Source organism: Methylobacterium sp. M6A4_1b (genome assembly GCF_053345175.1).
This window is the reverse complement of sequence record NZ_JBKEZQ010000028.1, coordinates 1-24,019: the sequence shown is the minus strand read 5'-3', so window position 1 is coordinate 24,019 and position 24,019 is coordinate 1. Positions and strand designations below refer to the sequence as shown.

The following is a 24,019-nucleotide window of genomic DNA, read 5'->3' as shown; positions in this document are numbered from 1 at the left end:
AAGCGAAAACGGAATTCGACCCGGCGGCCCCCGACCGCTTCCACGGAGCGGATCCGTTTGTCATCCGGACCCATCGTGTGTATGCCATACATACGAAGGACGGCTGGGCGGCGATGGATTCCAGGGGCCTCATCAGGGAGGTCGTGGCCGCCGGCTGGGTTTGGCATTCGACGACCGGCAGTCACCGGCACTTCAAGCATCCAACCCGGCCGGGAAAGATCACTATTCCCCATCCGAAGAAGGATATGCATCCAAAGACGGTGAGGAGCATCCGGGAAGCGGCAGGTCTCTAGCGCAAGGGCATCCATAACGATGTCCCGGAAGCCCTTCTCGCTGCAGGAGCGAACGTCATGAAAGCACCCAGCAACCACGGCTATGTCGCGCTCATCCACCCCCCGGAAGGCGATTCGGATTGGGGGGTCACCTTTCCCGACGTGCCGGGATGCGTCACTGGCGGTGACACCTTCGAGGACGCGGTGGTGGCGGCACGCGAAGCCCTTTCCGGCCACTTGGCGGCCCTGCGCGCGGATCGGGAGCCGGTACCCGAAGGACGTAGCATGGTTCAGTTTCTCGAGAGCCGGACGCCCAAGGACGCCGAAGGCCTCCCGCAGCTGATCTTTCCACGCCACCTTCCGACCGATCGAGTCCGCGTGAACATCACCATCAGCAAGGCGATGCTGCTGCAGGCCGACGAGACGGCGCAAGCCCGCGGCCTCACCCGTTCGGCGCTCATCGAATCTGCTCTGACCAGCGTCATCGACGCTTGAGACTGACAGTGCGTCGGCGATGGCTCGCCGAACGAAACCGCGTCGAACCCTCTCAATACATCGGCGTTCCACCCGTGACCGGCACCAGCGCCCCGGTCATGTAGCTGCCCTCGCGCGAGGCGAGGAGCACGTAGGCGGGGGCGAGTTCGGCGGGCTGGCCGGCGCGGCCGAGGGGCGTGTCGGCGCCGAGGGCTTCGATCTGCTCGGGGCTCTTCACGATGGGCTGGATCGGGGTCCAGACCGGGCCGGGGGCGACGCAGTTCACCCGGATGCCCTGGGGTGCCAGCAGATTGGACAGGCCGATGGTCAGGCTCGCGATGGCGCCCTTGGTGGAGGCGTAGACCAGCATGGTCTTGTCGGCGACCTTGGCCTGCTGGCTCGTGGAGTTCACGATGGCCGAGCCCGGCTTCATGTGCGGCACGGCCGCCTGGGCGAGGTAGAGCATCGCGAACACGTTGGCGCGGAACGAACCCTCGAGGTCCTCCGGCGTCACGTCGTCGAGCGTCTCGTTGACCACCTGCGCGGCGGCGTTGTTGACGAGGATGTCGAGGCCGCCGAGCTCGGACACGGTGCGCGCGACGAGGTCGCGGCAATGGGCCGGGTCGCGCAGGTCTCCGGGCAGGAGCAGGACCCGCCGGCCCGCCTTGCGCACCCACGCGGCCGTGTCCTCGGCATCGGACTGCTCGACCGGCAGATACGAGAGCGCCACGTCGGCGCCCTCGCGGGCATACGCGATGGCCACCGCGCGGCCGATGCCGGAATCGCCTCCGGTCACCAAGGCGACCCGGTCGGTGAGGAGCCCCTTGCCGACGTAGCTCGTCTCGCCGTGGTCGGGGGCCGGACGCATCCGCGAGGTCAGGCCCGGCCGCTCCTGTTGCTGGTCGCCGGGGAAGGGCGGCCGCGGGCCGGCGTCACGGGGATCGATGGTCATCGGCTTGAGGGCCTTCCGGTGCTGTCTTCGGTGCTTGTCTTCGCGAGTTGATTTCGCGGGTTGTCTTGGAGCGAAAGGGGCCCGCGGGGTCGCGGGCCCCGGACGTCGTCAGGCGTCCGCGTCGTCGGCCTCGAGGATGGTCTCGAGGTCGCCCGTGAGGGCGTCGAGCTGGTCGGAGGTCGCCCGGATCTTGAACCGGGTGCCGTCCTCGGCCTCGACCGCGATCTCCACGTGATCGTCGACCCGTGCCGCCAGGGCCTGCTTGAGGGTGTAGGTCGTCACGTCCGTCGTCTTGTCCGTGGCCTTGGCCATGCTGCCGTCTCCTGTTGTGGCCTCCGGGAACGCGGCAGGGCGGGGGTCGGATCTGCGACCGATGCTCCCGCCGAATGCCGCAGCCTCAGAGGCTGAGGCCCGACAGGGTGGCGGCGGCCTGGATCAGGGCAAGGTGGGTCAGCCCCTGCGGCAGGTTGCCGAGATAGGCGCCGGTCGCCGGGTCGGCCATTTCCGAATAGGTGCCGGAATTCCGGTCGAGGGCCTTTACCAGGGCCTCGAACGCCGTCTGCGCCTCCTCCGGTTCACCGAGGAGCGCCTTGGCCTCCACGAGCCAGAACGTGCAGGCGAGGAAGCAGCCCTCCTCCGCTTCGGCGCCGGTGTAGCGGTAGTGGTAGGGGCCGCGCCCCAGCTCCCGGTCGATGGCCCGGCAGGTCGCCGCGAGGCGCTCGGGGTTGCCGAACCGGAAGCGTACGGCCAGCGCCAGGGAGGCGTCGAGCTTCTCGGTGCCGGGATGCATGACGTAGGATTGCTTCGCCTCCGACCAGCAGTTCCGGTCGATCCACTCCGCGACCCGGTCGCGGGCGCGGGCCCAGCGCTCGCGGCACGTGCCAGGGAGGTGTCCGCCATCGGCGAGTTCCACCGCCCGGGCCAGCGCCTGCCAGCAGCTGATCTTGGAGCCGGTATAGTGCTCGGCATCCGGCAGCTCCCAGATGCCCGCATCCTTGAGCTTCCAGGATTCGGCGCATTGGTCGGCGAGCTGGGCGAGCAGCGTCCCGGTGCGCAGATCGAGCATGTTGCCGTCGGCGACGAAGCGCTCCGCGGTCTCGAAGATGTCGCCGTAGATGCCGTGCTGGTGCTGGCTCGTGGCGGCGTTGCCGGTGCGCACGGGACGCGAGCCGCGATACCCGGCCAGGTCGATGTCCCGCTCGCCGGGTACGCACCCGCCGTCGAGGGTGTAGAGCACCTGCGCCCCGTGCTCGCCGATGTGGCGCATCAGCCAGGACAGGGCCGCGTTGGCTTCGGCCTGCGCGCCGAGGCGCAGGAAGGCCTTGATGACGTAGCCGGCGTCGCGGATCCAGGCGTAGCGGTAATCGTAGTTCTTGGATCCGCCGATGCCCTCGGGGAGGGAACTGGTGGCCGCCGCCGCGATCGCCCCGGTGGGCGAGTAGAGCAGCAGCTTCAGCGCCAGGGCGCTGCGCTCGACGGGCTCGGCGTAGCGGCCTCGATAGGCGAGACGCTCGGTCCAGTCCCGCCATTCCTGGCACGACACGTCGATGCGCCCGTCGATCTCGCCGATCGGTGCCACCACCAGGGGCTGGTTCTCGGCCGCCACGATGGCGACGATCTCCCGCTGGCCCGCCCGGACCTCGACGAAGCCCGAGATGGCGTGGTCGTTCTCCGTCTCGATCCGGACGCCGTCGCTGGTGCGGAACAGGCCCATCATGCCGGCGACGTGGAAGGCGGTGCCGTTGCTGTTGCCGGAGAGGTAGGGAGCCGCCGTGTCGCCCCGCGTGCCGAACACCAGCGAAACCCGGAAGCGCACGTGCCCCTCCAGGCCCTCGATCCGGCGGGCGAGTTCCGCCCAGGGCAGGCGTCCGGCCGGGCCGCTGTTCAGGCTCTCGGTGAGGCGCGCCCGCCCGGTCTTCGTGGTGAAGACGGTCTCGTGGACGTTGCTGCCGTCGCGGTAGCCGATCTCGGCCGTGAAGGGCTCCTCCGGCGTGATCGCGAAGTAGCCGCCCTCCTCCGGGCTGAGCAGGCGGTCGAACAGCGGCGGTGAATCGAGGTTGGGGCAACACCACCAGTCGATGGATCCGTCGGCCCCCGAGAGCGCCACCGAGCGGCCCTCGCCGATGGCCGCGTAGCCTTCGATCGGAAGGAATCCGTCGGTGCGGGCGACGGCACCGCCCTCGCGGGGAAAAGGCTTCAGCACGGCGCGGGCGACCTCGGATGGTGAGCGGACGGTCCCGGACGGGGCCGGGCGTGGCGCCACGGGCAGTCCGTGCGCGTCGCGTATGTCCGAACCGGGCCGACCCGGATCCTCCGCGGGGTCTGCTCGAACCCGTGCGGCGCATCCTCGTTCCGGCTCGGGCTTGCTTCACGTTGACACGGCGCCCTACGCCGAACGATTTGACCGTCACGGGGAGCCGCGAGGCCGTGCCGAACGACACACCTGAAATGAACGCTCATTGACTAGTGAATGAACATTCAATATGACGGCATGGTCGGTAGGAGGTTGCGATGCAGCGGACATACGAGACCGTTCCGGTTCAGGCGCTGGCTCGAAAAGTACGGGCCTTCGTCGCGCCGGAGCACCTGCTGCTCGGAGCCGTCCTGCTGCTCGGATGGGCTGCGCTGATCGCCTGGACCGGCAACGGGGCGGTGGGCTGGCAGGCCCGGCTCTGTGCCGATGCGGATGCCTCGGTCGCCGCCTGCCGGGTGGTCGCCCCGGCGGCGGGCGGCAAGGTCTCCTGACCATGGCCTCGCCGATCGGCACCCTGATCGATGCCCGCGCCAGCCAGGCCGCGCGCCGGGAACAGATTCTCGACGCGGCGTGCGCCTGCTTCGTGCGCAACGGGTTCCACCGTACCACGATGCAGGATCTCGCCCGCGAGGCCGGCATGACGGCGGGCAACTTCTACCACTACTTCCGCTCCAAGGAGGCGCTGGTCCTCGGCCTCGTCGCGCGCGAGCGGATCAGCGGCGCCCAGCTGGTGACGCGCCTTCAGCAGGAGGGTGACCGGCGCGGCGCGCTGTTCGGCGTGCTCGGGCAGTACTTCGGCGCCCTGACCCGGGAGGCGGCGGTGCTGCGTCTCGAAATCTGGTCCGAGGGCACCCGCAACCCGGCGATCGCCGCCCTGACGGCGGAGACCGAGGCGGAGGCCCGGACCTGGTTCGAAGAGACCTTCGCCGACCTCGCCACCGCACCGGACTGCGATCCGGTTGCCCTCTACGACTTGCTGGCGCCCCAGCTGAAGGGCATTGTCCTGAGCCGGGCCATCCTGCCCGACTTCGACACGGGATCCGCCGTGGCGCAACTCCAGGTCCTCATCGAGGCCGGGCTCGCCGGCCGTGCCCCCTTCCCCGCCACGGAACTCCGCCCATGATCGCCGCCCGCCTCGGCCTCGCCCTGCTCGCCCTGGCGCTGCCGGCCTCCGCGACCCTCGCGGGTTCGGCTCAGCCCCCGGCCGGCTCCGGCCAGCCGGTGAAGGTCAGCCTCGTGCCGACGATCAGCGTGGTCGATGCCAGGCGGCGGGAGATCGTCGAGTCGGTGGTCGTCACCGGCACCCTGGTCCCACGGGACGAGATCCTGGTGACACCCGAAATCGAGGGCTACCGGGTCACCCAGGTGCTGGTCGAGGAAGGCGCTCGGGTGGCCCGCGGCCAGGTGCTCGCCCGCCTCTCGCGCGACCTCATCGACCGCCAGCTCGCCCAGCAGGCGGCGCTGGTGGAGAAGGCCGAGGCCGCCGTGCCCCAGGCCCAGAGCAGCATCGAGCAGGCGGAGGCAGCCGAGACCGAGGCGCGCCTCTCCTATGAGCGTGTCCAGCAGCTCCTCAGGACCGGCAACGCCACCGCGGCCGTGATGGAGGGCCGCACCGCGAGCCTGCGCCAGGCCGAGGGCAAGCTCGCCTTCGCCCGCAACGGCCTGCGCATCGCCCGGGCCGACCTCGCCCAGGCCCGGGCCGTTTTGGATGAACTGAACCTGCGCCTGGCCCGCGCCGAGATCCGCGCGCCGGAGGCCGGCATCGTCAGCCGCCGCACCGCCCGGGTGGGTCTGGCCGCCTCGGCTTCGGCCGAGCCCCTGTTCCGCCTGATCGCCCGGGGCGAGATCGAGCTGGAGGGCGAGGTCATCGAGACTAAGCTGCCGCAGCTGCGCGAGAACGCCCCGGCCTGGATCGACCTCGGCGACGGCGTTCGCCTGGCCGGCAGCGTACGGACCGTCTACCCGGAAGTCGACCGCGCGACCCGCCTCGGCAAGGTCCGAATCCGCCTGGAGCCGGACCCGCGCCTGCGCATCGGCACCTTCGCGCGCGGCGCCGTCGAGCTCGCCCGCACCCGCGGCGTGACCGTGCCGCAGGCCTCCGTGCTGTATGGCGGGGCCAAGCGCAGCTCCGTCCTGGTGGTCGCCGACGACGTGGTCGAGGCCCGCGAGGTCCGCACCGGCCTGTCCGACGACGACGACATCGAGATCCGCGCCGGGCTCGCCGACGGCGAGCGCGTGGTGGCGCGGGCCGGCAGCTTCCTGCGCGACGGCGACCGGGTCCGCCCGGTGACGCTGGCCGTGCCGGAGCCGGCCGTGGCCGCCGCGCCCTCTCCGCGTGAGACCGCCGAGGCCGGCACGCCCTGACACCAAACCCTCCCCCCCCCTCCGGGGGACGGGCGGTCCCGGAGCGACCGGGAGAGGGGGCGACCTCTCCGGTCAGCGCGCTCCCCTCGCCCGACCCGCTTCGCGGTCCACCGTCTCCCGGAGGGGGGAACGCGCGCATGACCCCTGCCTCCAACCCCCATCGAGTCGCCGCATGCGCCTGAACATTTCCGCCTGGGCGATCCGCCACCCGATCGCGCCCCTCGTGCTGTTCCTTGTGCTGATCGTGCTCGGCCTCGTCAGCTTCCGCAGCCTCGCGGTGACGCGGATGCCCAACGTCGACGTGCCGATCGTCTCGGTGACGATCACGCAGAGCGGGTCGGCTCCCGCCGAGTTGCAGACCCAGGTGACGAAGTGGGTCGAAGATTCGATCGCCGGCGTGCGCGGGGTCAAGCACATCACCTCCGCCATCACGGAGGGCTCGTCCACGACCACGGTGGAGTTCCGCCTGGAGGTGAACACCGACCGGGCCGTCAACGACGTCAAGGACGCGGTCTCGAAGATCCGCATCAACCTGCCCCGCACCATCGACGAGCCGGTGATCCAGCGCGTCGAGATCACCGGCCTGCCGATCCTGATCTACGGCGTGAAGTCGCCCGGCATGACGCCGGCCGAATTGTCCTGGTTCGTGGAGGACAAGGTCGCCCGCTCCCTCCAGGGCGTGAAGGGCGTCGGCGGCGTCGAGCGCGTCGGCGGCGTCGCCCGCGAGATGCGCGTCACCCTGCTCCCCGACCGCCTGCTGGCGCTGGGCATCACCGCGGCCGACGTGAACCGGCAGCTGCGGCTGACCTCCGCCGACATGGCGGGCGGGCGCGGCGAGGTCGGCGGGCGCGAGCAGTCGATCCGGACGCTGGCCGCCTCGCGCTCGCTGCGCGACCTCAAGGCCACCTCGATCGTGCTCCCCGGAGGCCGCAAGGTCCGCCTCGATGAGCTGGCGACCCTGGAGGATTCCATCGAGGAGCCCCGCACCTTCGCGCGCTTCAACGGCGAGCCGGTGGTGGCCTTCGCGGTCTCCCGCGGCTCGGGCGCCAGCGACGCGGAGGTCGCGGCCGGCGTCGAGAAGCGCATCGCCGAGTTCAAGACCGCCTATCCCGACATCCAGTTCGAGACCATCGACTCCTCGGTGGCGGCCACCATCGGCTCCTACGATTCGGCGATGCACACCCTGATCGAGGGGGCGGCGCTCGCCGTGCTCGTGGTGTTCCTGTTCCTGCGCGACTGGCGCGCGACCCTGATCGCCGCCATCGCCCTGCCGCTCTCGGTCTTCCCGACCTTCTGGGCGATGGACGCCATGGGCTTCACCCTCAACGGGATCAGCCTGCTCGCCATCACGCTGGTGACGGGCATCCTGGTCGACGACGCCATCGTGGAGATCGAGAACATCGTCCGCCACATGCGGCTCGGCAAATCGCCCTACCGCGCGTCCATCGAGGGCGCCGACGAGATCGGCCTCGCCGTCATCGCCATCACCGCGACCCTGATCGCGGTGTTCGCGCCGGTCTCGTTCATGGGCGGCATCGCCGGGCGCTACTTCATGCAGTTCGGTCTGACCATCGCGGTCTCGGTGTTCATGTCGCTCCTCGTGGCGCGCCTGATCACACCGATGCTGGCCGCCTATTTCCTGCGCGACCACGGCCATGCCGAGGAGCGCGAGGGGCCGGTGATGCGCGCCTATGGGCGCCTCGTCGGCTGGTCGGTGCGCCACCGCGTCGTCACGCTGATCGTGGGCCTCGCGCTGTTCGCCGGCTCCCTGGCCTCCACCGGCCTGCTGCCCTCGGGGTTCGTGCCCAAGCAGGACAATGCCCGCACGCTGTTCATGGTCGAGCTCGCGCCGGGCGCGCGGCTCCCCGACACCGTTGCGGTCTCCGACCGGGTGGTGGCCCGCATCCGGACCCTGCCCGAAGTGGTCTCGGTCTTCGTCGACGGCGGCCGGCAGGCCGGCGGCAAGAAGGAGACCCGGCTCGCCACCCTCATCGTCAACCTGACGCCGAAGAGTGAGCGCAGCCGCAAGCAGGCGGACATCGAGACCGAGATCGCCGGCCTGCTCGCCCAGGAACCCGACATCCGCTCCTGGACGCTGCGCGACGGCGGCCAGCGCGACCTCGCTCTCGTCGTCGGCGGACCCGACGTCGACGTCGTCACGGAGGTCGCCGCCCGGCTTCAGCGCGACATGGCGGCGATCCCCCACCTCGTCTCCGTGATGTCGACGGCCCCCCTCAATCGCACCGAGGTCCGCATCCGGCCGAAGGAGGCCGCCGCCGCCGATCTCGGCGTCTCCACCGATGCCATCGCCGAGACCGTGCGGGTCGGCACCATCGGCGACATCGGCCTGAATCTCGCGAAGTTCAACGCGCCCGACCGTCAGGTGCCGATCCGGGTGCAACTGCCGGAGAGTGCACGGGGCGCGGTCTCGCGCCTCGAGAACCTCAAGGTGCCGGCCAAGAACGGCGCCGCCGTGCCGCTCGCGGCCGTCGCCGACATCGAGCTCGACCAGGGCCCCGGCGCCATCGAGCGTTACGACCGTGTGGTGCGCGTGGCCGTGGAGGCCAACATGGAGGGCTCCGACGCGCTCGGCTCCCTCATCGCCCAGGCGCTGGAGACCCCGACCGCGAAGAGCCTGCCGCCGGGCGTCACCATCCGGCAGACGGGCGACGCCGAGATCATGGCCGAGGTGTTCTCCGGGTTCCTCATGGCGATGGGGGCCGGGATCATGATGGTCTACGCCGTGCTGGTGCTGCTGTTCGGCTCGTTCCTGCAGCCCCTCACCATCCTGTTCTCGCTGCCGCTCTCCATCGGCGGCGCCATCCTCGGCCTCCTGATCCTGAACATGCCCATCTCGATGCCGGTGGTGATCGGCATCCTGATGCTGATGGGTCTGGTGACGAAGAACGCCATCATGCTGGTGGACTTCGCCGTCGAGGAGATGGCCCGCGGCGTCGACCGGGTCACCGCGATCGTCGATGCGGGCCGCAAGCGGGCGCGCCCCATCGTGATGACCACCATCGCCATGGCGGCCGGCATGGTGCCCTCGGCCATGGCGCTCGGCATCGGCGGCGAGTTCCGGGCGCCGATGGCGGTGGCGGTGATCTCGGGCCTGATCGTCTCGACCCTGCTCTCGCTGGTCTTCGTGCCCGCGGTGTTCCTGCTGATGGACAGCCTCGGCGCCGTCCTCGGCCGGGTCTTGGGCCGCTTCGTCGGGGCGACGGACGAGGCGCCCCTGCCCGTCCCCCACGCCTGAGGCCGGGCGGGGCGCCCCCTCCCAGGGGCACCCCGGACGGGTCAGTGGATGCGGTCGCTGCGGCGCAGCTGGGCCGGCAGGGCGAACAGGCTGATCGCGGCGGCGGTCAGGCACAGGCCGGCGATCACCCATATGGCCGGGGTGGTCGATCCGGTGAGGTCCTTCACCCAGCCCACCATCACCGGGCTGACGATGCCGCCGAACTGCCCGAGGGTGTTGATGAGGGCGATGCCGCCGGCGGCGCCGACGCCGGTGACCAGCTTCGGCGGCAGGGTCCAGAAGGTGGGGATCGAGGCGACGATCCCGGTCCCGACGAGGCAGAGGGCCAGCATCAGCGGCACGATCTGACGGTCGAACAGGCCGGCGGCGAAGAAGCCCAGGGCCGCCGCGATGGCGAGGCCGGCCACGAATTTCGGCCGGTTGCCGGAGGCGTCGGACAGCCGCCCGATCACCACCATGCTGATCGCCCCGCAGATGTAGGGCAGGGCCGCCAGGAGGCCGACCGTCCCGGTGCTGGCGCCGCTCGCGGTCCGGATCAGGTCGGGTCCCCAGAAATTCAGGCCGTAGGAGCCGATCTGGAGCAGGAAGTAGATCAGCCCGACCTTGAGGAAGCCGGGGCTGCGGATGGCGCCCAGGAGCGAGTGGTCGCCGATGCCGCGATTGGCCTCGGCGATCTGGCTCGCCACCAGGGTCTTCTCGGATTCGGTGAGCCAGCGGGCATCGGTGACGCGGTCGTCGAAGCGGCTCATCACCAGGGCGCCGAGGAGCAGGCAGGGCAGGCCGCCGGCGAGGAACAGCCACTGCCATCCGGCGAGGCCCGCGACGCCGTTGAGCGAGGTCAGGATCAGGCCCGAGAACGGGGCGCCGAAGATGCCCGAGAAAGCCGAGGCCACGAACAGCATCGCGGTGATGCGCCCCCGCCGCGAGGCCGGGAACCACAGGGTCAGGTAGTAGAGGATGCCGGGGGCGAAGCCCGCCTCCATGGCGCCGATGAGGAAGCGCAGGGCGTAGAAGTGCCACTCCTGGGTGATGAACACCATGGCGGCCGTGGCGAGCCCCCAGGAGATCATGATCCGGGCGATCCAGCGCCGGGCGCCGACCCGGTACAGGATCAGGTTCGAGGGCACCTCGAAGATGACGTAGCCGACCACGAACAGGCTCGCGCCGAGGCCGTAGGCGGTGTTGCTGAAGCCGAGGTCGCTCTGGAGCTGGAACTTGGCGAAGCTGATATTGATGCGGTCGAAGAAGGCGAACAGGTAGCAGACCATGATCAGCGGCATCAGCCGCCAGGCGATCTTCCGGTAGGTCGCGGCTTCGCGACTGTCTGCGGGCGCGCCGAGGGCGGCCGGGGCGGCGAGGGTCATGGTGTCTCTCCCTGGGGGCGTCTCGATGGGGCGCGCCGCCCTTGGCCGGGCGGTCTTGCACGTTCAGGCGGTCTTGCACGTTCAGGCGGTCTTCGATGTCCGAACGACCTTCGGAGTTCGGACGACCTCGGGCCGGGGCCGGGCGTCAGGTCGCGATCCCGGGCGGCGGCGGATGGAGCGCGCCGGGGCGCCCGGCCCGGGCCACCTGCCCCGGGACGGAGTGGCCGACGAGGGCGGGCAGCCCGCGCGCGAGGGCGATCAGCGCGTCGAGGTCGAGGCCGGTGGGGATGCCCATCTCGTGGGCCATGCTCACGAGGTCCTCGGTGCAGATGTTGCCCGTGGCGCCCGGGGCGAAGGGGCAGCCCCCGAGGCCGCCGAGGGCCGCGTCGAAGCGCCGGCCGCCGGCCGCCCGCGCCGCCAGCACGTTGGCGAGGCCGAGGCCGCGGGTGTTGTGGAAGTGCAGCGTCAGCGCCTGCGCCGGGACGAGCCGGAGGGCACGGGTCACGAGATCGGCGACCTGGCGCGGATTGGCCATCCCGGTGGTGTCGGCGAGCGTGATGCCGTCGATCCCGAGGGCGCGGTAGCGCTCGACGATCCCGAGGACCCGCTCCGGCGGCTGCGTGCCCTCGAAGGGGCAGCCGAAGGCGGTGGCCACGGTGGCGTTGAGCCTGACCCCGGTGCCGCGCGCCGCCGCGACGATGCGGGCGAAGCCGTCGAGGGAGGCTTCCCGGGTGAGGCCCATATTGGCGCGGTTGTGGGTCTCGCTCGCCGACATCACGAGGTTGAGCTCGTCGGCGCGCGCCGCGAGCGCCCGCTCGGCGCCCTTCAGGTTCGGCACCAGGGCGACGTAGAGCGTGCCGGGGCGCCGGGTGATCCGCGCCAGCACCTCGGCGGCGTCGCGCAGGGCCGGGACGGCTTTGGGCGAGACGAACGAGGTCGCCTCGATCCGGGTGAAGCCCGCGGCCGAGAGGGCGTCGATCAGCGCGACCTTGTCGGCGGTCTCGACGAAGACGGGCTCGATCTGCAGGCCGTCGCGGGGCGCGACCTCCTGGACGATCAGGGGTGCCTCGTCGCCCATGCCGCCTATCATGCCACCGCCCCCGTGTTCCGCAGGGCCGCGATCGCGGCGGCGTCGTAGCCGAGATCCGCCAGCACGGCGTCGGTATGGGCGCCGAGCGCCGGGCCGGACCAGCGCACTTCTCCGGGCGTGCCCGAGAGCTTGGGCACGATGCCGGGCATCTTCACCGCCGTGCCGCCGGGCAGCTCGGTCGCCACGATCATGTCGCGGGCCTGGTAGTGCGGGTCGGCGACGATGTCGGCCACCGAGTAGATCCGCCCGGCGGGGACCTGCGCCGCTTCGAGGGCCGCCAGCGCATCCGCGATGTTGCGCGACCCCGACCACGCCGCGATGGCCGCGTCGAGCATCGCGGCCTGGGCCGAGCGGCCGTCGTTGCTGCGCAGGGCCGGGTCGTCGGCGAGGTCGGGCCGGCCGATCGCCTGCATCAGGCGCCGGAAGATCGGATCGCTGTTGCCCGCGATGACGACGTAGCCGCCGTCCTGGGTCGGGTAGGTGTTCGAGGGCGTGATGCCCGGCAGGGCGCCGCCCGTCCGGGTGCGGACCTCGCCGAGGAGGTCGTATTCGGGGACGAGGCTTTCCATGACGTTGAACACGCTCTCCACCAGGGAGACGTCGATGACCTGGCCCTTGCCGCCGGCGGTCTTGACGTGGAGGAGCGACATCAGCGCGCCGATGACGCCGTGCAGGGAGGCCAGGGTGTCGCCGATGCTGACGCCGACGCGGGCCGGCGGGCTGTCCGGGTCGCCGGTGGTGAAGCGCAGGCCGCCCATCGCCTCGCCGATGGCGCCGAAACCCGGCCGGTCGCGGTAGGGCCCGGTCTGGCCGTAGCCGGAGATCCGGACCATGACGAGGCTGGGATTGAGGGCGGAGAGGTCCGCCCAGCCGAGCCCGAGCTTCTCCAGGCCACCGGGCCGGAAGTTCTCGATGACCACGTCGGCGCTGGTGGCCAGGGCACGCACCACGTCGGCGCCCTCCGGCGATTTCAAGTCGACGGCGATCGACTTCTTGTTGCGGGACTGGAGGTACCACCAGAGCGAGGTGCCCTCGTGCAGCTTGCGCCACTTGCGCAGGGGATCGCCCTCTCCCGGCGCCTCGACCTTGATCACCTCGGCGCCGAATTCCGCCATCAGGCGGGCGGCGAAGGGGGCGGCGATGAGCTGTCCGAGTTCGAGAACGCGGATTCCGGCGAGCGGTCCGGCCATGAACGATTCCTCCGGATGTGTCGGCGATGGTCTTCGGCCACCGTCCTGGTGCCCCATCGATACCCGCGAAGGGCGGAGGAGAGCCAACCGTCTTTCGGCCATGACCGTTCGCATCCGGAGAACGGTCGCGGCTTTCAGGCGGCGTCGGCGGTGAGGCTGGCGACGAGGAGACCCGCCGCCGGGGAAAGTTCGCCGGGGCGGGTCACGATGCGCAGCTCGCGCTGCGCCCAGGGGTCGGTGAGGGGGATCGCGGCGAGGTCCATGGCCTTTCCGAGGAGGGCGAAGACCCCGAGCGGCACCACGCCGAGTCCCATATCGGCCTGGGCCATGCGCAGGACCGCATCGAAGCCCGGCACGTGGACGCGCAGGCGCAAGGGGCGGCCGATGCTCTGGGCCTCGCCGCGCACGCTGGCATAGATCGAACTCTCGGCGTGGAGCCCGACGAAGTCGTGGTCGAGGGTCTCGCGGAAGGCGAGCGCGGGGCGGTCCGCCAGGGGGTGGTCGTGCCGCATGACGACGACGAGGCTGTCGCGGCGGTAGAGCACGCTGTGCAGGTCCCGGGCCGGGATGCTCCCGGAGCAGATGCCGAGTTCGGCCAGACCCGCCTCCACACCGGCCACCACGCCGCCGCTCGGGCGCTCCTCCAGGCTGATCTTGATGGTCTCCTGGCGCGCCAGGAAGGCGCGCAGGTCCTCGGGGAGGAATTGCACGATGGCCGACAGGTTGGCGAACATCCGCACGATGCCCCGGACGCCCTTGGCGTGCTCGGCGAGCTCCACCACGATCTGCTCGACGTCGTGCAGCATGCGCCGGGCATGATGGAGCAGGGTCTCACCGGCCGGGGTCATGACCATGCCCCGGGCCTGGCGCGTCATCAGCTGGACGCCCAGGCTCTGCTCCAGCTCGACCAGGCGCTTGCTGACGGCGGACGGGGCGATCGCCGCACGCCGGGCCGCCTGGGTCAGGGTGCCGTCCTCGCACATCGCCACGAACAGGCGCAGCGTCGTCGGATCGAGGCGCCGCAGGAGCGTCGGGGCCAGCATGTCCATCCCTCTCACCGGACCCGACCGGCGCGCGTCGCGCCCGAGCCCCGGCGAGCCTACAGCGCCGAGAGGCCCGATGGACCAGGCCGGCGGCGGCTTTCGGCGCGGCGCGGCATCTTCCTCGGCGCCGGGACGGGGAGCCGAAGGGCCGAGGCCGGGACCCCTCCTGCTCGCGCTCGCGCTCCGGGGCCGGCGAGGGACCTCCTGCGGCTTGAGGTTGCGACCCTCGTCCGCCGCCGGGCCTGCCGGCATGCGCGTGTCCCGGCGGTGGCGCAGGCTGGCGCCGGCGCCGGGGTTCTGCCAATCCGGACGGGCCGATAGCCCCGATCCAGGATTTCCATGAACCTCTGGCTTCGTCTCCTCTGGCTCGTCGCGACCGCGTGGCGACGGCCACGCCTTGCCCTGCCCTTCGGAGTCTCGCGCCTCCGCTTCCGGGTCTGGCCCCACGACCTCGACACCTCGCTGCACATGAACAACGGGCGCTACTGGACCCTGATGGATCTCGGCCGCGCAGACCTCATGCTCGGCTCCGGCCTGTGGCGCTCGGTGCTGCGCCGACGCTGGACCCCGGTGGTGAGCGCCGGCCAGATCCGGTTCCGCCGCGAACTCCGCCCGTTCCAGGCCTTCGACCTGGAGACCCGGCTGGCGCATTGGGACGACACCCGCTTCGTCATCGAGCACCGCCTGGTGATCCGGGAGTCCGGCACGGTCGCGGCCATCGCCCTGGTGCAGGCAGGCCTCTACCACCGTCGGCGGCGCAGCTACGTGCCGATGCGGACGCTGCTCGCGGCCATCGGCATCGAGGTCGAGGCGCAGCCGATGCCCGCCGAGGTCGAGGCCTTCCTCGCCGCGGAGAACGCCCTGCGTGGAATGACCGCGTCGGCCTGACCGGTCTCCGCCCGGAGATTCTGGCGCGGGCATGGCCCTCCATGGGCGAGCCCGATGCTCCGGATGCGCCGGCGACCGGAACCCGGATGCGGGCGAGGCGGTGCCCGGTCCCGCGTCAGGAGGTCTGAGAGAGGGCTGGTGGCTGCGCGGCGGCGGCAGGCTCGGCGGAGGGACGCGCGTGGAACCAGGCCCCGCCGAGCTGGGGCGCCCAGGACACCACGCCATTGGTGTTGACCAGATAGGCGAGCTCGGTGCGGTTCTTGGCCTGGAGCTTCTTCATGATGTTGCGCACGTGCACCTTCACCGTATTGGTGCACATGTTGAGTTCGTAGGCGATCACCTTGTTCGGCTTGCCGATCTGCAGGACGCTGAGCACGGCCGCCTCACGCTCGGTCAGCCGGATCGACCCGCGTCCGCGCGCCTCCGAGACCGGGCGCGTGGGAGGCGTGCAGAGGATGCCGGACGGGACGAAGCAGCCGCCCGCCAGCACCAGCGCGATCGCGCTCTGGGCGACCTTCACGGAACTCGTCATCGGAATGAAGCCGCTGAGGCCGCGCCGCATCGCTTCCGTGACCTGATGGTATTCCTCGATCTCCGACAGCAGGATCACCGGGACGCCGGGGCTGACCGTTGCGAGCGCGTCCAGCTCGCCCTCCATCTGCGCGATGCTGCGGTGGGTCGCCGCGATGATGATCACAGAGGCCGGCGGACGGTCCTTGGCCTCCTTCTGCCAGAGCCCGACGCTGCAGAAGCCGAGGACCCGAGGCGCGCCGGCATTCTTCTGGATTTGGGAGATCAGACTCTCCCTGAACAGGATCCGGGGGTCGATGACGACGACAGTCGACTCTTCATCGCTCGCAACGGAAGCGCTCGGTTCGATTGCGGCGAGTGACATAGCGTGGCCTCCCCCTTGCGATCATTCACGTGGGCCCGACTCGCTGGCGATCCCGAGATTCGAAGACAGCCGACACGATAATTTGCTTAGCTACAACGCGGATCAATTGATTACAACCCGTTACTTAAGAAGTAAGCTGTATTTCACTTTTGATAGTATCTACGTACTTTTTTGACTGTCGAGGAACGTTGGGTTGCGGGCTTGGGCTCGATCCACGTTTGAGCTCGGACTTCGGATTACGGATCGAGATCTTGTGAATGACCGGCGGAGAACCGGTTGGGGCACGGGAAGGCAAGTTCCCGACCACGCTATGCACTCCGGTCGGCACGACTCGGATCGGACAGGTTTCGCGCGCCGCTTCGTCGCAGGATCATCAGGGGCGGCGGTCATCACCCACGGCTCGCACGAGGCAGGCTGCCCGGACTTCGCTCTCGCCAGGGCGAAATCGATCGGGGCGTTGCCGCGGCCGGCGAACCGCCGCCTTCGGGGCACGGCAAGGGGGCGCGGTGGATCGTGACTGTGCCGAAGGACCGAGTTTGTCTCTCTCGGTCTCGGCCGCTTCGACGGCATCGTTGCCGACGCGCGGGCGTTCCCGTTCGCCGAATAGGATGGGACGGAGGCAGGATCGGGCGGTCCGCACGATTCTGGTATACCAGACCCGCGCCGGGCGAAGTGGTTTTGCTTCGCGGAGCCGTTAGGAAGAGAGACGCTTTCCTCCCAAGGCGAACACCTCACCCGCCCGGCTCCGGCCGCGGCGGGTTTCTTGATGTCCGCATCCGGGCCGCCTCAGGATTTCGGGAGCGGCCTGTCGATCTTGGCGGACCGCGGCTTGACCCGGGCGTACCGGTCGGCGAGTGGCCGCGGGCCCGGGCGCTGCAGGCGCATATCGCCGAAATAGTCGTTCCCGTTCGGGCCGAAGGACCCTCCGGCCACCACGCCCGGCGCGTCGGGAACCCCCATCAGGGTATCGAGGGGGCCTGCCGACGCCGCGGGAGCGTGGAGCAAGGCGAGGAGAAGAAGGCCGGCCGCCGGTGTGTAGCGCATCGTCGGAGTTTAGCCGGTCCTGCTGCACAGATCCTTAAGGCTGTTTCGGGCTCGTCGGGCGTCTGCGGCCGCCACGGGAAGCCGGCGGTCTCGCCCCGTGCCCCGCTCGGGCCGAGGCGCCGCGCGCCGCGCCGGTCAGGCCTCGGTCCCCGGTGCGCCGGACGGTCGAGAGGGGCGCGGTCGGTCTTTGCGATGGCCACCTGCGCCCGGATGGTGTCGGCCTCAGCTGGTCGGGCCGCCCATCATGCCGCGCATCTGGGTGTGCTGGGAGATGTGAAGCCGGACGAGCGGAATGGCTCCGCGGGCGATGCGGCGGAGCTGAGGATCTTCCCCATGTCTCCGCGTCGGCGCCGTGGATCGCGTCGGCCTCCGGGTGTCCCTGCAATGAGGCGTCGACGAGGGCAGCGTCGTATTGCGGGCCGGGCCGCAGCCCGGACGACTGCCACAGGATCTGCCCCTTCTGCTCGCCCGAGGTCATGCCGTTGGGCAGCGGCGCGCAGCTTGGGGCACGCCCGCGGGAACGGGCATTTCGGCGGCGAAGTTCCCGGCACTTCCGTCGCGCTTTGAGGAGTCTGTCCCAGGGCCTGCAAGATGCCGGATCTCGCCGGGAAACAGATCTTTCGAGACGGTGCGATCGATGCCGGAGGGGCGGCTTCGGCTCCTCCGGTTCCTGTCCTGTTCAGGGCCGAGGCGGCGGGTGTCCGGCCCTGCGCTTCAGTTCTGTTGCGGCGCCTGCTGGCCGCCGCTCCGCTGCTGATCCTTCTTGTTCGCCTTGCTGTGCCCGACCGCGCAGCCTGCGGCGGCGCCCATCTTCCCGTGCCCGGCCATGTGCCCGGCGGCGCCGCCGACGATGGCGCCCTTGATGCAGCCCTTGGCTTCGGCCGGACCCGCGAGAGCCAGGGGGCCGAGAGCGAGGCTGAGACCGAGGCCGATGGTACAGGCGAGACTGGTCTTCATGGATGGATCCTCCGGGTGTCGTGTGCGGCCAACCGGGGGCGGGTGCGGAGGGTTCCGGCCGGGCCGCGGAGCGAAAGGGTGTGGGCGAGGACGGGTTCGCCCATTGCCGGCAACCGTTCGTCCGCCACATGAGGCTCATGGCCAGCGATCTAGAGCACGAACGGCATCGCCGTCCCGAGGAGATATCTCTGCCGACCCTGAACGAGGCCACGCGGCTTCGTCTCGGCCGCCAGTTGCAAGCCCTCTACGAGCCCGTCATCGACGAGCCCCTCGACCCGCGTCTCGCGGAGTTGATGCTTCAGCTCGCCGCGGACCGGGACTCGTCGATCGGCCCCGGCCGATCGGCCTGAGCGGTCGATCGTCCCGCGCATCTGACGCCGATATGTCACGCGGTCGTCCTATGACTGGCAACGAAGCGACGGCGCGCAGCGGAGGCGATGCCATGGCGAAGACGCTGAAAACCAGGAAGACGCTGAGGACCTGGACGACGGTCCTGTGCCTGCTGGCGCCCCTTCCCGCCGCTGCGCAGTCGGCCCCGAACCTCACGGCGCTGGGCGGGCTCGCACCCGTCAGCATCCTGCGCGGGAGCGCGGCGGGGCGGGTGGCCCTCGACGCCAACCTGGCCGTCACCGGAGCGATCCAGTCCGGGTCCGCCAAGACGCCGCTCCTCCTGCCGCTGGCCGAGCAACGCCAACTCGCCCTGCGCGACGCCTTCATCACCGACGGCAATGCGACGGAGCTCGCCGCTGGCCTCGGCAGCAGGCTCGGCGACGCGTACCAGGCCAAGGCCCGCTACGCCGTCGACGAGACTTTCACCAACGTGGCGCAGTCCGTCGCCGACCTCCTCGGCTACACCAACAACGTCGCCAAGTCCGACTCGAACGCCGGCAAGTACTTCTTCGCCAACGGCACCACCAACGGCAAGGTGCCGGTCTCGGAGGCCGCTGCCAAGATCCTCACGGAGCGCGGCGGCACGGCGGACGTGTTCGGCAAGGCCTACGACCGGCCGGCCGGCACGCCGGGGGGCGATCTCTACGGCAACGCCCGCCCGTTCCAGACCCTGCCGAGCCTGTTCGCCTATCGGGGCACCGATTACTTCGGCCGGCCGTCCCACAGCCTGGACTGGCTGCGGGGCCCGCGCCAGAACCTGACCGACAGTCCCTCCTATCCGAGCGGTCACACCACCTACGGCTACACCGAGTCCGTGGTGCTCGCGATCCTGGTGCCGGAGCGCTACCAGCAGATGGTCGCGCGCGCGGCCGAGTACGGTACCAACCGGATCATTCTCGGGGCGCACTACGCCATGGACGTGCTGGGCGGACGGGCCGTCGCCTTGCACGCGGTCGCCCATCTCCTCGCCAACGACCCGGCCTATGTCGGTCAGATTCGCCGGAACCCGGCCGTGGTCAACGAGATGAGCCGCTCGACGAACACGGCCGTGGCCGTCACCGATTACCGCGCGGCCCTTGAGGCGGCCCGCACCGACCTGACCGCTTTCCTGAAGGCGGAATGCGGCGACACCGTCGCCGCTTGCGCGGCTGCCGATACCGGCCGCTTCCGCGATGCCGCGGCCAACGCGGCCTTCTACGATGCGACCCAGACCTACGGTCTGCCCGTGGTGCATCCCGAGCGGGTTGGCACCTTCGAGGATGTCGGCCGGGTCGCCCCGGAGGCCGGGCACCTGCTCACCGCCGCCTTCCCGGCGCTCAGCCTCGCGGAAGCCAACGCGATCCTGACCGAGACGCAGGGTCCGGGCGGCGGGTTCCTGGACGACGGATCGGCCTTCGGCCTCTATGCGCGCCTGAATCTCTACGCGGCCGCCGGCAAGGCCGCCGCCCTGTCCGCGACGAGGGCGGCCCCGTCTCCGACCGCCCGTTGAGACCAGCGGTCGGATCCCGCCGCGAGGCAGGCCCGTGTCTCACGGACCGGCCGCCGCGACGAGCCAGGCGCAGAACGCCCGCACGGAGGGATCGTCGGCGCGGGTCTCCGGCACGTAGGTGAAGTAGCTCCGCGCCGGCAGGGACGGACCGGCGATGGGGCATGTCAACCGACCGGCGGAGATGTCGTCGGCGATCAGCCGCTCCGGCCCCATCGCCACGCCGAGACCGTCCAGGGCGGCCTGGAGCGTCAGGTAGAAATGCTCCAGCGTCACCGAGGCCCGCGGCTCCAAGCCGGGGACGCCGGCGGCCTCGAGCCATTGCGGCCAGACCTGGGGCAGCGTCGCCGCGTGCAGCAGAGTGTGGTCCCGAAGCTGCCCCGCCTCCGTCAGGGGGAGCCGCCGCAGGAGGGCGGGACTGCAGACGGGCAGGCGGCGCTCCGACAGGAAGGGCCGCCCGATATGGCCCGGCCGCAGGTCGGGACCGCCCCGGATCGCGACGTCGAAGGGCTCGGCCAGGTTCGCCAGGGGCACGTTCGACGTGGTCAGCCGCACTTCCACGGCAGGGTTGGCACGCTGGAAGGCGGAGAGCCGAGGGATCAGCCAGCGCAGGGTGAAGGTCGCCAGTGCGTTCACGCGCAGCAGGCGCGGCCGTCCGCGCTCCACCTGGCGCGCCGTCGCGAGGGCGATCCGATCGAGGGCGGCGCCGATCTCGGCGAGGTAGCCTGCCCCCGCCTCCGTCAGGACCACGCGCCGGTTGTGGCGCTCGAACAACGGCTGGTCGAGCCAGGCCTCCAGCGCCTGGACGTGCCGGCTCACGGCCCCGTGGGTGACGCGCAGCTCCTCGGCGGCTCGGGTGAAGCTGGCATGGCGCCCGGCGGCCTCGAAGGCCTTCAGCGCGTTCAGGGGTGGCAGGCGGCGCAGCACGGGTCAGGTTTCCTCACGCGAGCGTCAGCTTAAGGCGTTTGTCAGCCGCGGACGAGCGCGCGATCCTCAGGCGGCAAAACAGGATCATTCCCACATGCCGCCCACGCAGGATCTCGCCGCGTCCTCCAGCGTCTCCGCCGTCGCCGCCCCGCCGGGCTCGGAGGCGCGGCGGACCCTGGCCGCCGTCGGCCTCAACCACGCCCTGCACGACGGCTACACGGACCTGATCTACGTGCTCCTGCCGGTCTGGCAGGCGGAGTTCGCCCTCGGATACGCCGCCCTCGCCCTGCTGCGCAGCCTCTACAACGGCGCGCTTGCCGCCCTGCAGATGCCGGCGGCAAGGCTCGCAGAGCGCGTCGGTGCCCGGACGGTGCTCATACTCGGGACCCTGCTCAGCGCTGCTGGCTACGCGCTGGCCGGCTTCTCCGGAAGCCTGACCGGCCTCTGCGTCGCCCTCACCCTGGGCGGCATCGGCAGCAGCACCCAGCATCCCCTGGCCTCAGCGGTGATCGCCCGCGCCTATAGCGGCTCGGCACGCGGACCGCTCGGCACCTACAACTTCACGGGCGACCTCGGAAAGGCCAGCGTGCCGCCCCTCGTCGGGCTCCTGCTGACGCTGACGGACTGGCGCACGGCGCTCTGGCTGATCGCCGCCCTCGGCGTCGTGGTGGCCATGGGCCTCCTGCGCATGCTGCCGCGTGATCCCGCGTCACGAGACGATGCGCCGGCGCGGCCGCGGCGCTCCGCCGGTCCCGATGGGACCGGAAGGGCCGGCTTCGGCCTGCTCGTGGCCATCGGCACGCTCGACAACGCCGCACGCCCGGCTTTCCTGCTCTACCTGCCCTTCCTGCTCCAGGAAAAGGGCGCCGGCCTGACCACGGTCGGCTTCGCCCTTTCGGCCGTCTTCATCGGAGGCGCGCTCGGCAAGGCCGTCTGCGGACGGTTCGGCGAACGCTTCGGCGTCACGCGGACCGTGATCCTGACGGAGACCGGCACGGCCCTGGCGATCCTCGCCGTGATCGTGCTCCCGCTTGTGCCCGTCCTGGCGCTCCTGCCGGTGGTCGGCCTCATGTTGAACGGAACCTCCTCCGTGCTCTACGGGACGGTGCCGGAACTCGCGCCGGGCGGCCAGGTCGCGAAGGCCTTCGCGGTCTTCTATACTTGGACTCTGGGCGGCAGTGCCCTGGCGGCTCCCCTGCTCTACGGCCGCCTGGGCGACGCCGCCGGCCCTCGCACCGCGATGCTGGCCACCGCCGCCACGGCCCTTGCCGTCGTGCCGCTCATGCTCGTCCTGTCGCCCCGCCTCGGCGCCCACGCGAAGCGTCGCTGAGCAGGACAAGCCCGGCTGGCAGTTCAGCAAAAAACAGAGATCAACCAGAGACGCATCGGGATAGATTCGGGGCGGCGAGGGAGGAGTTCGAACCTCCGACACAAGAAGGATGCTTCCTCCGCTCAAACCAGCCGAGCTGCCCCGCCGGATCGCGGCGGCCGATGATCGCGGTCGCGATGAGGGCGGCGGTATAGGGGACTTCGCCGTCGGGTGGATTCCGAGCCCCGATGAAATTCCGGGTGCCGAGGAACCGAGAGCCGGCGCGTGGTCGCGGCATCGGAGGCCGGGCGTCGAGGGACCCGGTCGGCATCTCGCTTGTGCGAGCGCCGCGTCGAGTCTAGTCGGATCTCCGCGCCTTCAGGAGTTTCTTGTAAACAATCCATGTACAGGAGAACAATGATGCAGGGAAAGTACATTCGATCTCTGAACTCAGGCCCCATCGAGTTCGAGAGCGAACTCGGATCGATCGCGCGTCTCGATGCAGACACCATGCCTATCCTTAGGCGGCTGTCCATCAAGCGCCTGATCCTTGCCGCCGGCGCCGTTCGCGAACCGCATTGGCATGCCAACGCGACCGAACTCAGCTACTGCGTATCCGGGCAGACCTTGATGAGCGTGCTCGACAACAGAAGCGTGTTCTCGTCATTCACGGTTGACCTGACCGGTATTTTGGAGCGAGCCGATTGAGAGGCTACTGCATGGTGGCGGCCATGGGTAGCCGGAAGGCCAGGTCCGGGACGGTGACAGGCGCGGGCGGCCGGTAGCCCAAGGACGAATGCGGGCGAACGCGGTTGTAGGTGTTCTGCCAGATCCCAATCACGGTCTGTGCCTCCTTGAGCGAGTAGAAGATTTCTTGGCGTATGCACTCGTCCTTCAGCTTGCCATTGAAGCTCTCACAATAGCCATTCTCCCACGGCGATCCTGGTGCAATGTACTGGATCTGCTGGCCGGTTTTGGCGACCCATTTCCGCAAAGCCTTCGCGATCATCTCCGGGCCGTTGTCGCAGCGGATGTTCTCCGGGATGCCATGCAGGCACATCGCGTCGGCCAGCGCCTCGATCACACCCAGACTGTTGATGCGCCTCGCGACCTTCAGCGCCAGGCAGGCGCGACTGTGCTCGTCGATCAGCGTCAGGATGCGCAGGCTTCGCCCGTCGTGGGTCTGGCCCTGCACGAAGTCGAAGCTCCAGACGTGATTGCGATGGAGAGGCCGCAGCCGTACGCAGGAGCCATCGTTCAACCACAGCCGGCTTCGCGGCCGATGCTTTTGCGGAACCTTGAGCCCCTCACGACGCCAGATCCGCTGAACCCGGTCTTTCCCTACCTGCCAGCCCGCTGCCTGCAGCAGCGCGGTGACGCGGCGGTAGCCGTAGCGTCCGTGACGAAGACGCCAGGGCGACGATGGCGCGGGTCAGCGCATCCTCGTCAGCCGGTACCGTGGGCACGTAGCGTTGCGTGCCCCGGTGCTGGCCGACGATCCGGCAGGCATGGCGTTCTGAGAGACCATGCTTCTCTCTGATGCCGTCGACCGCCCGCCGGCGTCGCTCCGGGGCTACGAGTTTCCCGCGGCGACGTCCGCCAGCACCTGCTTCTCCAGGGACAAATCAGCCACGAGCCGGCGCAATCGAGCGTTCTCGCGCTCCAGATCCTTCATCCGACGGGCCTGGTCGATCTGCAGGCCGCCGTACTCCTTGCGCCAGCGATAGCAGCTTTGCTCGGAGATCTCCGCCTCCCGGCACGCTATCGCCAAACTCTTACCCTGCGCCGTCTGCACCTCGATCTGGCGCAGCTTCAGCACCACCTGCTCCGCACCCGTCTTCTGACCTCGCTTCATGTCCAGCTC

22 protein-coding genes and 1 pseudogene are annotated in these 24,019 nt (G+C 70.2%); 11 read left to right on the top strand and 12 right to left on the bottom strand.

What is annotated here, in order from left to right:
* Window positions 1–113: 113 nt before the first annotated feature.
* Together ACLBWX_RS19735 and ACLBWX_RS19730 are read left to right on the top strand one after the other, a co-directional pair.
* Window positions 114–293 carry a type II toxin-antitoxin system HicA family toxin gene (locus tag ACLBWX_RS19735; RefSeq protein ID WP_447678692.1) on the top strand — a complete coding sequence of 60 codons (180 nt, stop codon included), beginning with the start codon at window positions 114–116 and terminating at the stop codon, window positions 291–293.
* Window positions 294–350: 57 nt separating this feature from the next.
* On the top strand, window positions 351–767 hold the full coding sequence (locus ACLBWX_RS19730; RefSeq protein WP_447678691.1) for a type II toxin-antitoxin system HicB family antitoxin: 417 nt from the start codon (window positions 351–353) through the stop codon (window positions 765–767).
* 52 nt (window positions 768–819) lie between these two features.
* Here the strand turns inward: ACLBWX_RS19730 and ACLBWX_RS19725 are convergent, their stop codons facing one another.
* The 3 genes from ACLBWX_RS19725 to ACLBWX_RS19715 all read right to left on the bottom strand — a co-directional run bounded on the left by ACLBWX_RS19725 (window position 820) and on the right by ACLBWX_RS19715 (window position 3,901).
* Window positions 820–1,698, bottom strand: coding sequence for an SDR family oxidoreductase (locus tag ACLBWX_RS19725; protein ID WP_447678690.1), 879 nt, complete (start codon window positions 1,696–1,698; stop codon window positions 820–822).
* Between the two features lie 108 nt (window positions 1,699–1,806).
* Window positions 1,807–2,010: a hypothetical protein gene (locus ACLBWX_RS19720; protein WP_056478157.1), complete on the bottom strand. Its 204-nt coding sequence runs from the start codon at window positions 2,008–2,010 to the stop codon at window positions 1,807–1,809.
* Between the two features lie 85 nt (window positions 2,011–2,095).
* Window positions 2,096–3,901, bottom strand: a complete 1,806-nt coding sequence (locus ACLBWX_RS19715) for a glycoside hydrolase family 15 protein (protein ID WP_447678689.1) — start codon at window positions 3,899–3,901, stop codon at window positions 2,096–2,098.
* A 308-nt stretch (window positions 3,902–4,209) separates the two neighbouring features.
* On the opposite strand from ACLBWX_RS19715, the gene ACLBWX_RS19710 reads away from it, so the two are divergent.
* The 4 genes from ACLBWX_RS19710 (at window position 4,210) to ACLBWX_RS19695 (ending at window position 9,572) form a co-directional block, all read left to right on the top strand.
* Complete coding sequence (locus tag ACLBWX_RS19710) at window positions 4,210–4,443, top strand: hypothetical protein (RefSeq protein ID WP_447678688.1); 234 nt, start codon at window positions 4,210–4,212, stop codon at window positions 4,441–4,443.
* A gap of 2 nt (window positions 4,444–4,445) precedes the next feature.
* The gene (locus tag ACLBWX_RS19705; RefSeq protein ID WP_447678687.1) at window positions 4,446–5,075 is read left to right on the top strand and encodes a TetR/AcrR family transcriptional regulator; all 630 of its coding nucleotides are present in this window, start codon (window positions 4,446–4,448) and stop codon (window positions 5,073–5,075) included.
* A complete protein-coding gene (locus ACLBWX_RS19700; RefSeq protein ID WP_447678686.1) occupies window positions 5,072–6,316 on the top strand; it encodes an efflux RND transporter periplasmic adaptor subunit in 1,245 nt (414 codons plus the stop codon). The genes ACLBWX_RS19705 and ACLBWX_RS19700 overlap by 4 nt, the downstream gene beginning before the upstream one ends.
* Window positions 6,317–6,488: 172 nt before the next feature.
* The gene (locus ACLBWX_RS19695) at window positions 6,489–9,572 is read left to right on the top strand and encodes an efflux RND transporter permease subunit (protein WP_447678685.1); all 3,084 of its coding nucleotides are present in this window, start codon (window positions 6,489–6,491) and stop codon (window positions 9,570–9,572) included.
* A 41-nt stretch (window positions 9,573–9,613) separates the two neighbouring features.
* Here ACLBWX_RS19695 and ACLBWX_RS19690 read toward each other — a convergent pair whose 3' ends face one another.
* From ACLBWX_RS19690 to ACLBWX_RS19675, 4 genes are all read right to left on the bottom strand, one after another.
* Window positions 9,614–10,936: an MFS transporter gene (locus tag ACLBWX_RS19690; RefSeq protein ID WP_447678684.1), complete on the bottom strand. Its 1,323-nt coding sequence runs from the start codon at window positions 10,934–10,936 to the stop codon at window positions 9,614–9,616.
* Between the two features lie 145 nt (window positions 10,937–11,081).
* A complete protein-coding gene (locus ACLBWX_RS19685; protein ID WP_447678683.1) occupies window positions 11,082–12,014 on the bottom strand; it encodes a hydroxymethylglutaryl-CoA lyase in 933 nt (310 codons plus the stop codon).
* A gap of 8 nt (window positions 12,015–12,022) precedes the next feature.
* The gene (locus ACLBWX_RS19680) at window positions 12,023–13,216 is read right to left on the bottom strand and encodes a CaiB/BaiF CoA transferase family protein (RefSeq protein ID WP_447678682.1); all 1,194 of its coding nucleotides are present in this window, start codon (window positions 13,214–13,216) and stop codon (window positions 12,023–12,025) included.
* 134 nt (window positions 13,217–13,350) lie between these two features.
* The gene (locus ACLBWX_RS19675; RefSeq protein ID WP_447678681.1) at window positions 13,351–14,259 is read right to left on the bottom strand and encodes a LysR substrate-binding domain-containing protein; all 909 of its coding nucleotides are present in this window, start codon (window positions 14,257–14,259) and stop codon (window positions 13,351–13,353) included.
* Window positions 14,260–14,598: 339 nt separating this feature from the next.
* Between ACLBWX_RS19675 and ACLBWX_RS19670 the strand changes: the two genes are divergently transcribed.
* Entirely contained in the window at window positions 14,599–15,147 is a 549-nt protein-coding gene (locus tag ACLBWX_RS19670; RefSeq protein WP_447678680.1) for an acyl-CoA thioesterase, read from the top strand.
* A gap of 115 nt (window positions 15,148–15,262) precedes the next feature.
* Here the strand turns inward: ACLBWX_RS19670 and ACLBWX_RS19665 are convergent, their stop codons facing one another.
* The 3 genes from ACLBWX_RS19665 to ACLBWX_RS19655 all read right to left on the bottom strand — a co-directional run bounded on the left by ACLBWX_RS19665 (window position 15,263) and on the right by ACLBWX_RS19655 (window position 18,043).
* A complete protein-coding gene (locus tag ACLBWX_RS19665; RefSeq protein WP_447678679.1) occupies window positions 15,263–16,042 on the bottom strand; it encodes a LuxR C-terminal-related transcriptional regulator in 780 nt (259 codons plus the stop codon).
* 786 nt (window positions 16,043–16,828) lie between these two features.
* Complete coding sequence (locus ACLBWX_RS19660) at window positions 16,829–17,086, bottom strand: hypothetical protein (protein WP_447678678.1); 258 nt, start codon at window positions 17,084–17,086, stop codon at window positions 16,829–16,831.
* A 714-nt stretch (window positions 17,087–17,800) separates the two neighbouring features.
* Entirely contained in the window at window positions 17,801–18,043 is a 243-nt protein-coding gene (locus ACLBWX_RS19655; RefSeq protein ID WP_447678677.1) for a hypothetical protein, read from the bottom strand.
* A 137-nt stretch (window positions 18,044–18,180) separates the two neighbouring features.
* Between ACLBWX_RS19655 and ACLBWX_RS19650 the strand changes: the two genes are divergently transcribed.
* Both ACLBWX_RS19650 and ACLBWX_RS19645 read left to right on the top strand, forming a co-directional pair.
* Window positions 18,181–18,393 carry a hypothetical protein gene (locus ACLBWX_RS19650; protein ID WP_447678676.1) on the top strand — a complete coding sequence of 71 codons (213 nt, stop codon included), beginning with the start codon at window positions 18,181–18,183 and terminating at the stop codon, window positions 18,391–18,393.
* Window positions 18,394–18,485: 92 nt separating this feature from the next.
* A complete protein-coding gene (locus tag ACLBWX_RS19645; RefSeq protein ID WP_447678675.1) occupies window positions 18,486–19,922 on the top strand; it encodes a phosphatase PAP2 family protein in 1,437 nt (478 codons plus the stop codon).
* A 39-nt stretch (window positions 19,923–19,961) separates the two neighbouring features.
* Here the strand turns inward: ACLBWX_RS19645 and gcvA are convergent, their stop codons facing one another.
* Window positions 19,962–20,846: a transcriptional regulator GcvA gene (gcvA, locus tag ACLBWX_RS19640; RefSeq protein ID WP_447678674.1), complete on the bottom strand. Its 885-nt coding sequence runs from the start codon at window positions 20,844–20,846 to the stop codon at window positions 19,962–19,964.
* A 94-nt stretch (window positions 20,847–20,940) separates the two neighbouring features.
* Between gcvA and ACLBWX_RS19635 the strand changes: the two genes are divergently transcribed.
* Together ACLBWX_RS19635 and ACLBWX_RS19630 are read left to right on the top strand one after the other, a co-directional pair.
* The gene (locus ACLBWX_RS19635; RefSeq protein ID WP_447678673.1) at window positions 20,941–22,176 is read left to right on the top strand and encodes an MFS transporter; all 1,236 of its coding nucleotides are present in this window, start codon (window positions 20,941–20,943) and stop codon (window positions 22,174–22,176) included.
* Between the two features lie 396 nt (window positions 22,177–22,572).
* Entirely contained in the window at window positions 22,573–22,863 is a 291-nt protein-coding gene (locus tag ACLBWX_RS19630; RefSeq protein ID WP_447678672.1) for a cupin domain-containing protein, read from the top strand.
* 4 nt (window positions 22,864–22,867) lie between these two features.
* Here the strand turns inward: ACLBWX_RS19630 and ACLBWX_RS19625 are convergent.
* Window positions 22,868–24,010: pseudogene (locus ACLBWX_RS19625) on the bottom strand (IS3 family transposase).
* Between the last annotated feature and the right edge of the window lie 9 nt (window positions 24,011–24,019).